The 13,332-nt window shown below is 69.1% G+C and carries 13 protein-coding genes; 8 read left to right on the forward strand and 5 right to left on the reverse strand.

Annotation, left to right across the window (positions count from 1 at the left end):
• Positions 1-9 precede the first annotated feature (9 nt).
• The gene (locus ACTWQA_RS37380; RefSeq protein WP_305917722.1) at positions 10-1,374 is read left to right on the forward strand and encodes a protein kinase domain-containing protein; all 1,365 of its coding nucleotides are present in this window, start codon (positions 10-12) and stop codon (positions 1,372-1,374) included.
• Positions 1,375-1,457: 83 nt separating this feature from the next.
• The gene (pknB, locus tag ACTWQA_RS37385) at positions 1,458-3,308 is read left to right on the forward strand and encodes a Stk1 family PASTA domain-containing Ser/Thr kinase (RefSeq protein ID WP_443163669.1); all 1,851 of its coding nucleotides are present in this window, start codon (positions 1,458-1,460) and stop codon (positions 3,306-3,308) included.
• A 146-nt stretch (positions 3,309-3,454) separates the two neighbouring features.
• Here pknB and ACTWQA_RS37390 read toward each other — a convergent pair whose 3' ends face one another.
• On the reverse strand, positions 3,455-4,027 hold the full coding sequence (locus tag ACTWQA_RS37390) for an anthranilate synthase component II (RefSeq protein ID WP_443163670.1): 573 nt from the start codon (positions 4,025-4,027) through the stop codon (positions 3,455-3,457).
• 270 nt (positions 4,028-4,297) lie between these two features.
• Here ACTWQA_RS37390 and ACTWQA_RS37395 point away from each other — a divergent pair, with 270 nt between their 5' ends.
• Positions 4,298-4,543, forward strand: a complete 246-nt coding sequence (locus ACTWQA_RS37395) for a cell division protein CrgA (RefSeq protein WP_127938089.1) — start codon at positions 4,298-4,300, stop codon at positions 4,541-4,543.
• 35 nt (positions 4,544-4,578) lie between these two features.
• On the opposite strand, the gene ACTWQA_RS37400 is transcribed toward ACTWQA_RS37395, so the two are convergent.
• Both ACTWQA_RS37400 and ACTWQA_RS37405 read right to left on the reverse strand, forming a co-directional pair.
• Positions 4,579-5,445, reverse strand: coding sequence for a rhomboid family intramembrane serine protease (locus ACTWQA_RS37400; protein ID WP_443163671.1), 867 nt, complete (start codon positions 5,443-5,445; stop codon positions 4,579-4,581).
• A 359-nt stretch (positions 5,446-5,804) separates the two neighbouring features.
• Complete coding sequence (locus ACTWQA_RS37405) at positions 5,805-6,341, reverse strand: peptidylprolyl isomerase (RefSeq protein WP_443163672.1); 537 nt, start codon at positions 6,339-6,341, stop codon at positions 5,805-5,807.
• Positions 6,342-6,595: 254 nt separating this feature from the next.
• Between ACTWQA_RS37405 and ACTWQA_RS37410 the strand changes: the two genes are divergently transcribed.
• Positions 6,596-7,000, forward strand: coding sequence for a hypothetical protein (locus ACTWQA_RS37410; RefSeq protein WP_443163673.1), 405 nt, complete (start codon positions 6,596-6,598; stop codon positions 6,998-7,000).
• Positions 7,001-7,092: 92 nt separating this feature from the next.
• On the forward strand, positions 7,093-8,169 hold the full coding sequence (locus tag ACTWQA_RS37415) for a hypothetical protein (RefSeq protein ID WP_443163674.1): 1,077 nt from the start codon (positions 7,093-7,095) through the stop codon (positions 8,167-8,169).
• Here the strand turns inward: ACTWQA_RS37415 and ACTWQA_RS37420 are convergent, their stop codons facing one another.
• The gene (locus ACTWQA_RS37420) at positions 8,170-8,628 is read right to left on the reverse strand and encodes a hypothetical protein (protein WP_443163675.1); all 459 of its coding nucleotides are present in this window, start codon (positions 8,626-8,628) and stop codon (positions 8,170-8,172) included.
• A 124-nt stretch (positions 8,629-8,752) separates the two neighbouring features.
• Between ACTWQA_RS37420 and ACTWQA_RS37425 the strand changes: the two genes are divergently transcribed.
• From ACTWQA_RS37425 to ACTWQA_RS37435, 3 genes are read left to right on the forward strand one after another with little or no spacing between them, the layout of a single operon-like run.
• The gene (locus ACTWQA_RS37425; RefSeq protein ID WP_443163676.1) at positions 8,753-9,424 is read left to right on the forward strand and encodes a response regulator transcription factor; all 672 of its coding nucleotides are present in this window, start codon (positions 8,753-8,755) and stop codon (positions 9,422-9,424) included.
• The gene (locus ACTWQA_RS37430) at positions 9,421-10,731 is read left to right on the forward strand and encodes a sensor histidine kinase (RefSeq protein WP_443163677.1); all 1,311 of its coding nucleotides are present in this window, start codon (positions 9,421-9,423) and stop codon (positions 10,729-10,731) included. The genes ACTWQA_RS37425 and ACTWQA_RS37430 overlap by 4 nt, the downstream gene beginning before the upstream one ends.
• Positions 10,732-10,776: 45 nt before the next feature.
• The gene (locus ACTWQA_RS37435; protein WP_443163678.1) at positions 10,777-11,151 is read left to right on the forward strand and encodes a ubiquinol-cytochrome c reductase iron-sulfur subunit; all 375 of its coding nucleotides are present in this window, start codon (positions 10,777-10,779) and stop codon (positions 11,149-11,151) included.
• A gap of 61 nt (positions 11,152-11,212) precedes the next feature.
• On the opposite strand, the gene ACTWQA_RS37440 is transcribed toward ACTWQA_RS37435, so the two are convergent.
• Positions 11,213-13,324 carry a S8 family serine peptidase gene (locus ACTWQA_RS37440; protein WP_443163679.1) on the reverse strand — a complete coding sequence of 704 codons (2,112 nt, stop codon included), beginning with the start codon at positions 13,322-13,324 and terminating at the stop codon, positions 11,213-11,215.
• Positions 13,325-13,332 lie beyond the last annotated feature (8 nt).

The following is a 13,332-nucleotide window of genomic DNA, read 5'->3' on the forward strand; positions in this document are numbered from 1 at the left end:
TGCTGGACCATGCGGCTCCGTAACCGCTACCTCCTGGTCTCCCGCATCGCCACGGGCGGTATGGGCGAGGTGTGGCGCGCCCGTGACGAGCTCCTCGGGCGCGAGGTGGCGGTCAAGATCCTGCACAGCCACATCTATGCCGACCCCACCTTCCGTGAGCGCTTCCGCAACGAGGCCAGGCTCACGGCGGCCCTGGCCGACCCCGGGATCGCGCAGGTCTTCGACTACGGCGAGCAGAGCGATCTCGCCTACCTGGTGATGGAGCTGGTCCACGGGGAGCCGCTGTCGGCCATCCTGGCCCGCAACGGCGCCCTCGGGGCCGAAGTGGCACTGGACGTGGTGCACCAGACCGCCAAGGCACTGCACGCGGCGCATTCTGCCGGGATCATCCACCGCGACATCAAGCCCGGCAACCTCCTGGTCACTCCCGAGGGCGTCATCAAGGTGACGGACTTCGGCATCGCGCGGGCCCTGGAGGCGGCGCCGGTGACGCAGACCGGCACCGTGCTGGGCACCGCCCAATACGTCAGCCCTGAGCAGGCACAGGGCTTGCCGCTCACGCCCGCGACCGACCTCTACTCGCTGGGCATCGTGGCGTACGAGAGCCTGTCGGGCCGCACGCCGTTCCGCGGGGACACCCAGGTGGCGATCGCGCTGATGCACCTCAACGAGCCGCCGCCGCCGCTCGGCGTGGACGTGCCCGCGCCGGTGCGCGAGCTGGTCCTGGCGCTGCTGGCCAAGGACCCGGCGCAGCGCCCGGCCACGGCGCTGGAGGTTGCCGACCGGGCCTACGTGCTGCGCGAGTCGCTGGTCGGCGGCGAACAGGGCGCCGACCTGAGCATGTTCACCGACCCGTCCGGCTTCGAGGTGCGCGAGCCGTCGCCCGAGGACGAGCGGGACACCGACGATCTCACCCCGGCGACGGCCATGGAGGAGCAGCGGCCGGGCGGGCAGGGCAAGCGGCGCAAGGGCGCGAGGACGCTGGCCGCCGTGGCCACCGCCGGGTGCGTGGCCGCCGTGGGGCTCAGCGCCTTCTCCCTCGCCGGCCGGTCGCCCGTGGAGACGCCGCCCGACGTGGCGGATCCCACAGAGTCGACGGTGTCGACGCCTGAGCTGCCACGCCCGAGCAAGACCAAAACACGTACCCGACGCCCTGCGGTGGTTCCGGTCAAGTCGCCGAGGCCTATACCCTCACGGTCGGCTACGGTAAGCAAGTCGGCAACTCCTACGAAGAAGCCGACACCGAAACCGACACCGACGACCCGGACCCCGACGCCCACCCCCACTCCAACGCCCACCAGGACACCGACGACTTCGACACCGACCGCTTCGCCAGACCCGGGTGAGACGAACCCGCCCAAGGAGGAGACGTGACGCGCCAGGGGGTCGATGATGGACACCGGCGGCCCCCCGAGCAGGCCGGCACCCAAGATGAACGGTAAGGGACAGTGCAGGAAATGACTCAGCCTCGGCTACTCGGAGGTCGTTACGAGCTCGACGGTGTCGTCGGGCGCGGCGGCATGGCCGAGGTCTATCGCGCCCGAGACATCCGGCTGGACCGCATAGTCGCGATCAAGACCCTCCGCTCCGATCTGGCGCGTGACCACACCTTCCAGGCCAGGTTCCGCCGTGAGGCGCAGTCGGCGGCCTCACTGAACCACCCGGCCGTCGTCGCGGTCTACGACACCGGCGAGGACGTCACCGACGGCGCCCCGGTGCCCTACATCGTGATGGAATACGTCGACGGCAGGACGCTGCGCGACCTGCTGCGCCAGGACCGGCGACTGATGCCCGAACGGGCGGTCGAGCTGGTCGACGGCATCCTGCGGGCACTGGACTACAGCCACCGCGGCGGCATCGTGCACCGCGACATCAAGCCGGCCAACGTGATGATCACGCGGGCGGGCGACGTCAAGGTGATGGACTTCGGCATCGCGCGCGCGATGGCCGACTCCGCGGCCACGATGACGCAGACGGCGCAGGTGATCGGCACCGCGCAATACCTGTCGCCCGAGCAGGCGCGGGGCGAACGGGTGGACGCGCGCAGCGACATTTACTCCACGGGCTGCCTGCTTTATGAGCTGCTGACCGGGCAGCCGCCGTTCACCGGCGACTCACCGGTTGCGATCGCCTACCAGCACGTCCGCGAGGAGCCGATCCCGCCGTCGCAGATCGACCGCGACATCCCGCCGTGGGCCGACGCGATCGTGCTCAAGGCCATGGCCAAGGACCCGGCCCAGCGTTACCAGAGCGCGGCCGACATGCGGACCGACATCCAGCGGGCGATGTCCGGCATGCCGACCGACGCCCAGACGATGGCGATGACGAGCAACTACGGCCAGGGCACGCGCATGATGACGGCCACGCAGGCCGCCACCGGCCCGGCCACGCAGCGCACCAGCGCCGTCCCGCCGTACGACTACGGCGATGGTGAGGGCGGCGGCGGCCGTGGCGGGCGGCGCAGGGCCTCCGGCGGTGGCGGCAACGGCGTCAAGACCGCGTTGTGGATCATCATCCCCCTGCTGATCATCGGCGGCTTCGTCACGGCCGGCTACCTGATCTTCGGCACCGGCAACACGCCGGCGCAGACGACGGTCGCGATCCCGTCCCTCGTCTCGCAGGATCAGAAATACGCCGAGAGCCAGCTCACCAGCCTGGGGTTCAAGGTCGAGGTGGTGAAGGAGCCCAGCTCCGAGATCGACAAGGACACCGTCATCAAGACGGATCCCCCCGAGGGCACCAAGGCACCGAAGGACTCGACCGTCAAGCTCTATGTGTCCACGGGCCCGAAGAAGGTCAAGGTGCCTGACGGCCTCATCGGCATGTCGCAGGCGGAGGCCACCGCGGCCCTGGAGAAGGCCGGCCTGCAGGCCACGGTCCAGACCAGGGTCTCCTCCAAGCCGCAGGGCACGGTCGTCGCCACCAAGCCCAAGTCGGGCGAGTCGATCGAAGAGGGTGGCACGGTCACTCTGTGGGTCCCCAAGGAGCTGGGCGAGGTCCCCAGCCTCGTCGGGCTCACCGTGGAGGACGCCACCGCGCAGCTGAAGGCGGCCGGCTTCAAGGCCAAGGTCGTCCCGCAGCCGAGTGACCAGCCCGAGGGCACGGTCGTCCAGCAAAACCCGGGCGAGGGCACCAAGCTGCCGGCGAACACGACGGTGACGATCGTGGTGTCCACGGGTCCCGACCAGCAGCCGACGGAGCAGCCCACCGACCCGTTCCCCACCGAACAGCCCACCGACGACCAGACGGACTTCCCTGAGGACCCGCCGTCTGACAACCCGATCGACGACGACCCCCTCGGCGGCTGAGGTCTCCTCGTCCAGGCGGAAAGGGCCGCCCGTCCCCTCGTGGACGGGCGGCCCTCCGTTTGCTCGTGAGACGAAAAAAACGCCCCCGCCGCTCGGGGGCAACGGCGGGGACGCTCACTAGTTAGTCGCCGTACGCGCGGCGTTTGTTACACGGTTCCGCGCAGCCAATTCTCGAGCAAGGTGTGGCCGTGTTCCGACAAGATCGACTCGGGGTGGAACTGGATGCCCTCAAGGGGCGCCCGGCGGTGGCGCAGGCCCATGATGACGCCGTCCGCGGTCCGCGCGGTCACGTCGAGCACCTCAGGCACGGTCTCGGGCAGCACGGCGAGCGAGTGATAGCGGGTCATCCGCACCGGCGAGGGCAGCGTCTCGAACACGCCCTTGCCGTCGTGGAGGATGTCGCTGGTCTGGCCGTGGAAGAGCTCGGGCGCGCGGGACACCGTGCCGCCGAAGGCGATGGCGATGGCCTGGTGGCCCAGGCAGACGCCGAGCAGCGGCTGCTCGCGCGCGGCCGCGTGGCGGACCAAGGGGACGCTGACGCCGGCCGCCTCGGGCGTGCCGGGTCCAGGGCTGATGAGCACGCCGTCGAAGCCGTCGGCGTCGCCCACGCGTACGTGGTCGCGCGGCCGCACGTCACAGTCCGCGCCCAGCGCACGCAGATACTGGACGATCGTGTGGACGAAGCTGTCGTGGTTGTCCACGACCAGCACGCGGCTCATTTCCTTATGGTCACCTCGTCGAGCGTCACCAAGGACTCCAGTTGCGGAAGGATGACACTCCAGACTACGGCGACCGCCACTGCGACCAGCACACTGGAGCAGCAGAACCAGCCTGCCAGTCCGTCTTCGATCAGGCTCTTCGAGCATCCGCGGCGGCCAGGGATCGCCACGACATGCGCTTGGCGACTATTCTGGACCCCACTTCAATTAGGCTAATCGGAGAGCCTGCGGACGATCCGGATGCCCCAGGCCCTCAGCAGGAGTTACCCAGTGCCCAAGTCCAAGGCTCGCAAGAAGGCGGTCTACACCCCGCCGCAGAGGTCTCAGCAGGTCAAGGTCAGCCCCCGCTGGCTGGCGCCCACGATGGTCGTCGCGTGGATCATCGGCATCCTCTGGATAGCGGTGTATTACGTCGCGCCGCAGACACCCTTCATCGGCGACCTCCAGAACTGGAACCTGCTGATCGGGTTTGTTTTCATCATCTTCGGTGTGGTTCTTTCCACACGCTGGAGGTAGTTCTTTCCACAGCTTTTTCCACACCCTGTGGGGGATCAGGCGGCGGCCAGGATGGCCGACGCCCGCACCATCACAAGCACGGCCAGCAATGCCAGCGCTCCCGCGATCGCCAGGACCTGCCACAGGGTCCTGTTGTTCTTGGGGGCGTAGGCAATCGCTCCTGCCAGCAGCGAGCCGGTGATCAGGCCGCCGATGTGGCCGGTCCAGCTGATGCCGGGCACGATGAACGTGATCGCGAGGTTGATCACGATGAGCACGGCGATGCCGCGCACGTCCATGTTGAGCTTGCGCCCGACCACGAACACGGCGCCGAACAGGCCGAAGATGGCCCCGGACGCGCCGACCGTGGGCTGGTTGAGCGGGTCGATCCAGAGGCCGAGCACGGAGCCACCGAGTGCGCTGATCACATAGAGCGCCACGTAACGCACGTGGCCGAAGGCGCGCTCCAGGTATGGGCCCACGACGTAGAGCGCCCAGCAGTTGAACAGGATGTGGAAGACGCCGCCGTGCACGAACGCGGCGGTGATCAGCCGGTAATACTGGTCGAGCGCGGCCACGCCGGCGGGCCACATGGCCAGCTCCGCCGTGACCTCGTCGCCCGTGAGGTATTGGGCGCCGAAGACCAGGATGTTGATGACCAGGATGGCGTACGTCACGAACGGCGTGCGCACGACGCTGCCGCCGAAGGTGGACTTGGCCTGGCGGATCCCGCGGTTGCCCTCGGCCACACATTCCGGGCACTGGAAGCCCACCGCCGCGTCGCGCATGCAGTCGGGGCAGATGGGACGCTCGCAGCGCTGGCAGCGGACCCAGGTTTCCTTGTCGGGGTGCCGGTAGCACGTGGGCACGGCCTCAGCCGGCTGCTCGGGCTGTGGGGGCGGGCTGGGCGGCTGGCTGGTCATGACCAAAAGCCTAAGGCGTGCACAGGCCTGCCGCGTGCCGCCCGATCCGGCCCATCGAGCGCGACGATGCTCCCTTGACGCAGCCCCGCAAGCTCGACGACCGCCTCGTCGGCGTGTGCCGCGACTTCGCGCTGCTGTTCTGCTCGTTCCCGCGGCAACCCCGCTCCTCGACACGCCACCCTCAACACGGCAGAGCCGCTGGTGTGGGACGTCTGCGGCGCGATCGCGGTGAGCCGGCCGCTGTAGGCGCGTGGGCGCCGCCGTGAGCGTGTTTCACGTGGACGGCGCCCGAGGAGCGCGGCGGCGCCGTGGTGGGCGCGTGGCCCTCCAGCGGAGGGCCCGTCCCCTTCAGTGTCCCGTCAGGACTGGACGCGCTCGATGGTGACCGACTCCACGACCACGTCCTCCACCGGGCGGTCCCGACTGTCGGTGCGGGTCTTGGCGATGGCGTCGACCACCTCCTGCCCCTCGATCACCTCGCCGAAGATGGTGTGCTTGCCGTTGAGGTGCGGCGTCGGCACCACGGTGATGAAGAACTGCGAGCCGTTGGTGCCCTTGCCGAAGCGGATGCCCGCGTTGGCCATGGCCAGCAGGTATGGCCGGTTGAACCACAGGTCCGGGTGGATCTCGTCGTCGAACTCGTAGCCGGGCCCCCCGACGCCCTGGCCCAGCGGGTCACCGCCCTGGATCATGAAGCCGGGGATGACCCGGTGGAAGATGGTGCCGTCGTAGTAGCGGGCGGTGCTCTTCTCACCGGTGCCCGGGTGCGTCCATTCGCGGGTGCCTTCGGCCAGCTCCACGAAGTTGCGCACCGTTTTCGGGGCCTTGGTGGGAAAGAGTTCTACCTTGATATTGCCGCGATTGGTCTGCAGGTTTGCGATCAGCTTCTCAGCCACGAGACAGCTGCCCCCCTCTATGCACCGGGTTGGTTTTGTGGTGTTTTGTGGACTATGGCCGTACGGCCTTCTGAGCCATCCTCCCATGGACGGCCATGATTGAGCCGCCTTGCCCAGGGAAGGTCAGGCTCGGGGCTCCAACGACAGGGGAGGTTGTCGTGTCCCTCACACTGAGAAGACGCCGCGTGGTCATAGATGTACCGGCCACGTGGATGGGCCGAATGCGGGCCCAGGCCGTGCGAACCGGCCACCGCATGGCACCGATGGCGGACCAGGCCAGGACGGCCGCCGCCCATCGCTTCGAAGACGCCCGCTACTGGGCGGCGCCGCGGCTGGAGTCCGCGGCGCACGGGTTCGAAGACGAATTCGCCCCCAGGGTCAGCCACATGCTGACCACGGCGGCAAGGAAGATCGACCCGACGCCCACGCGGTCGCGGCGGTGGCCGATGCTCGTTCTCATGACCGGGATTGCGCTAGGGGCGATGGGCTACATGGCCTACCGCCGCAATGCCCAGCAGTGGACCGAGCACATGAAGGAATCCGCCTCCGATGCCTCACGATGGGTCAACGAGAAGGCGGAACGGACCGCCGAGTCCGCGGACCGGATCGCGGCCAACGTGTCGAACAAGGCGGACGAGGCATCCCGCAAGATGCCCTGATCTCGCCGGGAAAGCGCGCCCTCGACCTTGTGCGAGGGCGCGCTTCTCTTTCTGCCGTTGACGTGTTACCAAGCGCTTGCTACAAACCGGGCATGGCGCTGTCACCCCTCGACGACTACCCCGTCCATCAGGCGGCCCAGGTCATGCGGCACGTGGCCACGTCCGACCGCAATTTCTACGACCGCTACTACTTCAACTGCCACGCGGGCACCGGCGAGTTCATGCTGATCGTCGGCCTCGGCCAGTACCCCAACCTGGGCGTCACCGACGCCTTCGCCTGCGTACGGCACCGGGACCTGCACCGCGTCGTCCGGGCCTCGCGCGAGCTCGGCACCGACCGGATGGACACCGGGATCGGCCCCTTCCGCGTCGAGGTCGTCGAAGGGCTCAAGCGGCTCAGGGTGGTCCTGGAGCCGAACGAGCATGGCCTGTCCTTCGACCTGCTCTGGGAAGGCACGATCCCGGCGACCCTCGAACCCCGGCACTTCCTGCGGTGGCAGGAGCGTGTCATGTTCGACTCGGTGCGCCTGGCGCAAACCGGCCGCTGGTCCGGACATATCAGGATCGGCGGGGAGGACATCCCGGTCACCCCCGACCGCTGGCAGGGCACCAGGGACCGGTCCTGGGGCATCAGGCCGGTCGGCGAGCCCGAGCCGCCCGGCATCCAGGCCAAGAACCCCGGCACCTTCTACTGGCTCTACGCGCCCATGCAGTTCGACGACCACGCCATCCTCTGCATCGTGCAGGAGGACGAGCGGGGCCGCCGGCTCCTGGAGGAGGCCGTGCGCGTGTGGCCGGACGGGCGGGAGGAGGAGTATCTCGGCCGGCCTGACTACCGCCCCGTCTACGCCCCCGGTACCCGGGACGTCGTCGAGGCCGTGATCACCTTCTCCCCACCGGGGGGCAAGCCGTTCGACGTGCACTGCACCCCGCTCCTTCCGGTGCACCTCATGGTGGGCACCGGCTACGGGCTGGAGCCGGACTGGCGGCACGGCATGTACCAGGGTCCCGGGCCCGTGGTGCAGGGCGTGACGTACCGGCTGCCCGACGACGCCGCCAAGATGTGGGGCCTGGTGGACGCCGTCGGGCGCTTCGAGTACGACGGGCTCGTCGGCCACGGCCTGTTCGAGTACTGGGCGCTGGGGCCGCACCCGTCGTTCGCCGGGTGACTACTCGGGCTTCTCGCAGACGATGGTGACCGCCTTGCCAGGGCCGCCCTCGGGAGCCTTCCCGGCCTCCGGGGGCACGGGCAGGGCCTCGGCAGGCTTGGCGGGAACGGCGGGCACCGCATCGCCATAGGCGAGTTCGGTGGGCACCGCACCGGCCTCGACCTTCTGCACCATGACGGGCGGCTCGGCTCCTTCGGGCAGCTTCTCCGCGGGAACGGCATGCACCTTCACCATCTCGCCCGGATCGACCTGCTTCACCTCCCCTTCGGACGTGACCAGGACGCCCATCGGCTTGCCCGGCTCGACCCCGGGCAGCTCGATGGTCTTGCCGTCACTGGTCGTGCACGTCACCTTGGCCCCCGCCGCGGAAGGCGGCTCGTCGGCCAGGGCGGACCCGGCCAGACCGGTCAGCGCGAGCGCGCAGACCGCGCCGAGCACCGCGAGACGTCGCTTGAACATGAGTTCTCCTCACTGGGATCGGTCGAACACCCCCGAGACTGACCCGCCGTACCTGAAACGATCCTGAAGAGGCCATAAATGATCTTCAGGTTGGCTTTAGGTCACCTGAGAGATCCTGGACGGCGTGCGAGTCTTACTGGTGGAGGACGAGGAGCGACTGGCCGACCTGATCAAGGGTGGGCTGGCGGGCGAGGGCTTCGCCGTGGACGTGGCCCACGACGGGCGCGACGGGCTGTGGATGGCCACCGAGAACGCGTACGACGTGATCGTCCTGGACGTGATGGTGCCCAGGATGAACGGATACGCCGTCTGCTCCCGGCTGCGCGAGGCGGGCGACTGGACGCCGATCATGATGCTCACGGCCAAGGACGGCGTCTACGACGAGGCCGAGGCGCTCGACAACGGGGCCGATGACTACCTGGCCAAGCCGTTCTCGTACGTGGTGTTGCTGGCCCGGCTGCGCGCGCTGGTGCGGCGGGGCGGGCGCGAGCGGCCGGTGTCGATCACCGTGGGAGACCTCGTGATCGACCCGGCCGGGTTGCGGTGCCGCAGGGCCGACGTGGAGATCGGGCTGACGCCGAAGGAGTTCGCGGTGCTGCACGCGCTCGCGCGGCGGCCCGGCGAGGTGGTCTCCAAGAGCGAGCTGCTGGCCCAGGCCTGGGACTTCTCCTACGACGGCGACCCGAACATCGTCGAGGTCTACATCAGCGCCCTGCGCAGGAAGATCGACGTGCCGTTCGGCCGGACGACGCTCATGACGGTCCGCGGGGCTGGTTACCGGTTGGAGGCGGTGTGATCGGGTGGCGGCGGATGGCCGTGGGGCTCTCGTCCGTGCGGCTGCGGGCGACCGCGGCGGCGACGCTGGTCGTGGCGCTCACCCTGGGGGTCGTGGCGCTGCTACTGGTGATCTTGTTGCGCGGCAGCCTGGAGAGCAGCGCGGGAGCCGAGGCGGCCAGGAAGGCTGAGGCTGCGGCACCGCTCGTCGAGACGATCGAGATAGCGCCCGGCACCCCGGTCACCGTTCCCGCGGAGAAGAGCAAGGCAGGGGTGGTGCGGCTGCAGGACGGCACGGCGGCCGCGGTCGCCGACCCCGATGTCGTGCTGACCGCCGGCAAGGCCGAAGCCATCAACCAATGGGCCGAGCCCGGCGAGTACGCCGTCGCCGGGATGAAGGTGACGACCCAGACCGGCCCCGCCATGTTGTGGTCGAGGGCCTCGCTGGCCGGCGCCTCGGACGCCCTGCGCACGCTGTACGGCGCGCTGTTGCCCGGCATGCCCGCGGTGCTGCTCGTGGTGGCCGCCATGACCTGGTTCTCCGTGGGCCGCACGCTGGCTCCCGTGGCCGCGATCAGGGCCAAGGTCGCCGACATCACCGCGCGTGACTTGCACCAGCGTGTCCCCGTACCGAGTTCCAAAGACGAGATCGCGGCGCTGGCCATCACCGTGAACGGCACGCTCGACCGCCTGGAGACGGCCGTGGAGACGCACAAGCGGTTCGTCGCCGACGCGGCGCACGAGCTGCGCAGCCCCATCGCCACCTTGCGCGCCCGGCTGGAGCTGGCCGAGCCCAGCGAGCTGACCAAGGAGGCGCTGGCCGACATCGAGCGGCTGCAGTCCCTGGCCGCCGACCTGCTCATGCTGGCCAAGCTGGACGCGGGCGAGCCGCTGCGCAGCGCGGAGCTGGACCTCGGGCAAGTGGCGGCCGAGGAGTCGCTGCGGGTACGGCGGCGGCCCGAGGTGCGGGTGGAGCTGGACATCGAGCCCGACGTGGTGATGAAGGGCTCCCGGGCGCATCTCGACCGCCTGGTGACGAACCTGACCGACAACGCGGTACGTCACGCCGCCTCGACGGTGTGCGTACGCGTGCACGCCGAGGCGGACGAGGCCGTGCTCGAGGTGCTCGACGACGGGCCCGGGATCCCGTTCGAGCAGCGCGAGGCCGTGTTCGACCGCTTCACCAGGCTGGACGAGGCACGGGCCAGGGACGCCGGCGGCGCCGGGCTCGGGCTGCCGATCGCGCGGGACATCGCGGCTCTGCACCAGGGCTCTCTTGTGTACGCGGGCGGCGGATTCATCGCCAGATTTCCCTTGTGTCACATGTGAACCACGAGTGCTCGCTGGACGTGAGAATGGTTGAAGGAGGCAACCATGCTCACACGCCGTGCATTGATCGTCCGAGGTGGCGCCGCGGGCGCCGGAGTCGTTTTCCTGTGGCCCGGCAGGGCCGAGGCGGCGGCAGGTCCCGTGCTCGCCACAACCAAGAGCATCCCGCTCGGCGGCGGCCGGATCATCAAGGGAAAGTACGTGATCACCCAGCCGAAGAAGGGCGTCTACCGGTGCTTCAGCGCCAAGTGCACCCACCAAGGCTGCGCGGTGGCGAGCGTGAGCCGTGGCACGATCAACTGCCCGTGCCACGGCAGCAAATTCAGCGCCTCGACCGGGGCGGTGGTGAACGGCCCCGCCACAAAGCCGCTCGCCCGTAAGAAGATCAAGGTGGTGAAGGGGAGAATCAGGCTGGCTTGATCGGCAGGGCGTACTCCGCGAACGCGACAGCGCCGCCCGGCAGTCGCGCGCTACCGTGGAATCAGAACTTGAGCCACCACCCGTCCATATAGCCCGTGTCGCCTGCGGTGACGTCCTCGACCCGTAGCTTCCACGTCCCGTTCGCCGGTGACGAACTCGCGTCCACCGGATAGAGCTCGTGGATGACGTCGCCGCTGTCCTTGGAGTTCGTCGCGCGCAGCGGGTACACCGTGCCGTTCGGGCTGATCAGGTCGATCTTCAGATCGCCCACCCAGCTGTGATGGATGTCCGCGTAGACCGTCACCTTGTTATGGGCGTTCCCCGGGAGCCACCCGATGACCGAGATGGGAGACTCGATGACGCCGCGGTCGGGGATGTCGTAGTCGTCCCAGTTCTCGTAGAAGGGAAAGTCCAGCGTCCAGCCGTCGATGATTCCGGTGTCACCGGTATAGGCGTCCTCGACGCGTAGCTTCCAGGTCCCGTTCGGCGTCTCCACAGTACTGGCGTCCACCCGGTAGGTCTCGTCGATGACGTCGGCGTCGCTAGGGGAGGGCCCCTGCAACGCGTGGACCGTGCCGTCCGGGCTGATCAGGTCGATCTTCAGATCGCCCACCCAGGTGTGCTGAATGTAGACGTAGACGTGCACGTACGCGGGCGCGTTGCCGAGCAGGCCGCTCACCTCGATCGGCGATTCCACATGGCCGGGCTCTGGAATCGTGTAGTCGTTCCAGTTGGCGAAGTACACCGGCCATTGGCCATTCTCCGGCTCGGTCGGCGTGGGCGTCGGGGTCGGCGTCGGGGTCGGGGTCGGCGTCGGGGTCGGGGTCGGGGTGGGGGTCGGCTGGGCGAGGGCGGCCGCGTCCAACTGGAGCCGAGGAGTGCTGGCGCCCGTGTAAGCGATCGACTTGCCCGTGCTCGTCATCCGGGAGATCAGCTCGCCGATGCCGGTGCCGGGGAACTTCTGGCGGAGTACGGCCAGCGCACCGGTCACGTGCGGAGCGGCCATCGAGGTGCCGCTCATCGTTCCCCACTTGGCGCCGGGAATCGAGGAGAGAATCCCGGTACCGGGAGCCAGCACGTCCAGCAGGGGGCCTCGGTTGCTGAAGGTGGAGACGGCGTCGTCATCGGTGGTGCTGCCCACCGTGACGGCCGAGGAGACGCAGGCGGGCGCGGTGACCGCGTCGCCATACCCGTTGTTCCCGGCTGCGATCACCGTGGCTACGCCCGCCGCCAGCAGGACGTCGATGATTTCCTTGCGCACGTCCGTCTCGCAGGCCGCGGTCCACCGGCCACCGCCCAGGCTCAGGTTGGCGGCCACCACCGGGGTGCCGGACTCCTTGAGCTCCAGGACCTTCTCCAGGGCGAGGAGCTGAGCACTGGTGAAGCTCAGCACGCACGGCGCGGCGCCCGCACCGCAGAAGTCCTCGGAGTCGAACTTGCTGAACACCTGGATCGCGACCAGGTTGGCGCCGGGGGCCACGCCGGCCGGCGGGGCGCCGCTGACGTTCGCGCCGTTGCCGACGGCGATGCCGGCCACGTGGGTCCCGTGGTCGCAGTCGAGGTCGGCGGCCGCGCACGGCCCCTGATCGGAGTCGGCCGCTCCGGTGCCCTCCTGCTCGTCCGCACCGCTGGGGCAGAGGCTGGAAGCACCGTATTCGACGTCGGAGGGAGAGAAGCAGGCCTCGGCGACCACTCGGCCGGCGAGGAAGGGGTGACTGCGTGCCACCCCAGTGTCCAGGACGGCTACCGCGCTGCCGGCGCCGGTCAGGCCCGCGGCCGTGGTCTTGTCGGCGCCGATCAGGGGGATGCTCTGGGCGAGAACCGGCGGGACGGGGACGTCCTCGGTGACGCTCACCACGCCGTCCTGCGCGGCCAGGCGGTCCAGGCCGGCCGCGTCGACCCGCATGGTGACCACGGGAAGGCGAGAGAAGGTCTCCAGGGCCGTGCCGGTGGCGGCCGCGGCGGGAAGCTGGTCCCGGGACTTGGTGAGCACGTTGACGCGGACCTTGCGGTTATCGGTCGTCTTCTTGCGTAGTACGGGATCGATGGTGGGGGACTCTACGGCTGTCGTGGCTATGCCAGTTGGTTGCGGGGTCGGGGTCGCCGTTGCCGCCTGGGCACCCATGAGCGACGTGACGGTTAACGCCAGGACGATGGCCAGAGACCTTTTCATGGCATATT

The organism is Nonomuraea sp. 10N515B, from assembly GCF_052245915.1.
Taxonomy (GTDB): domain Bacteria; phylum Actinomycetota; class Actinomycetes; order Streptosporangiales; family Streptosporangiaceae; genus Nonomuraea.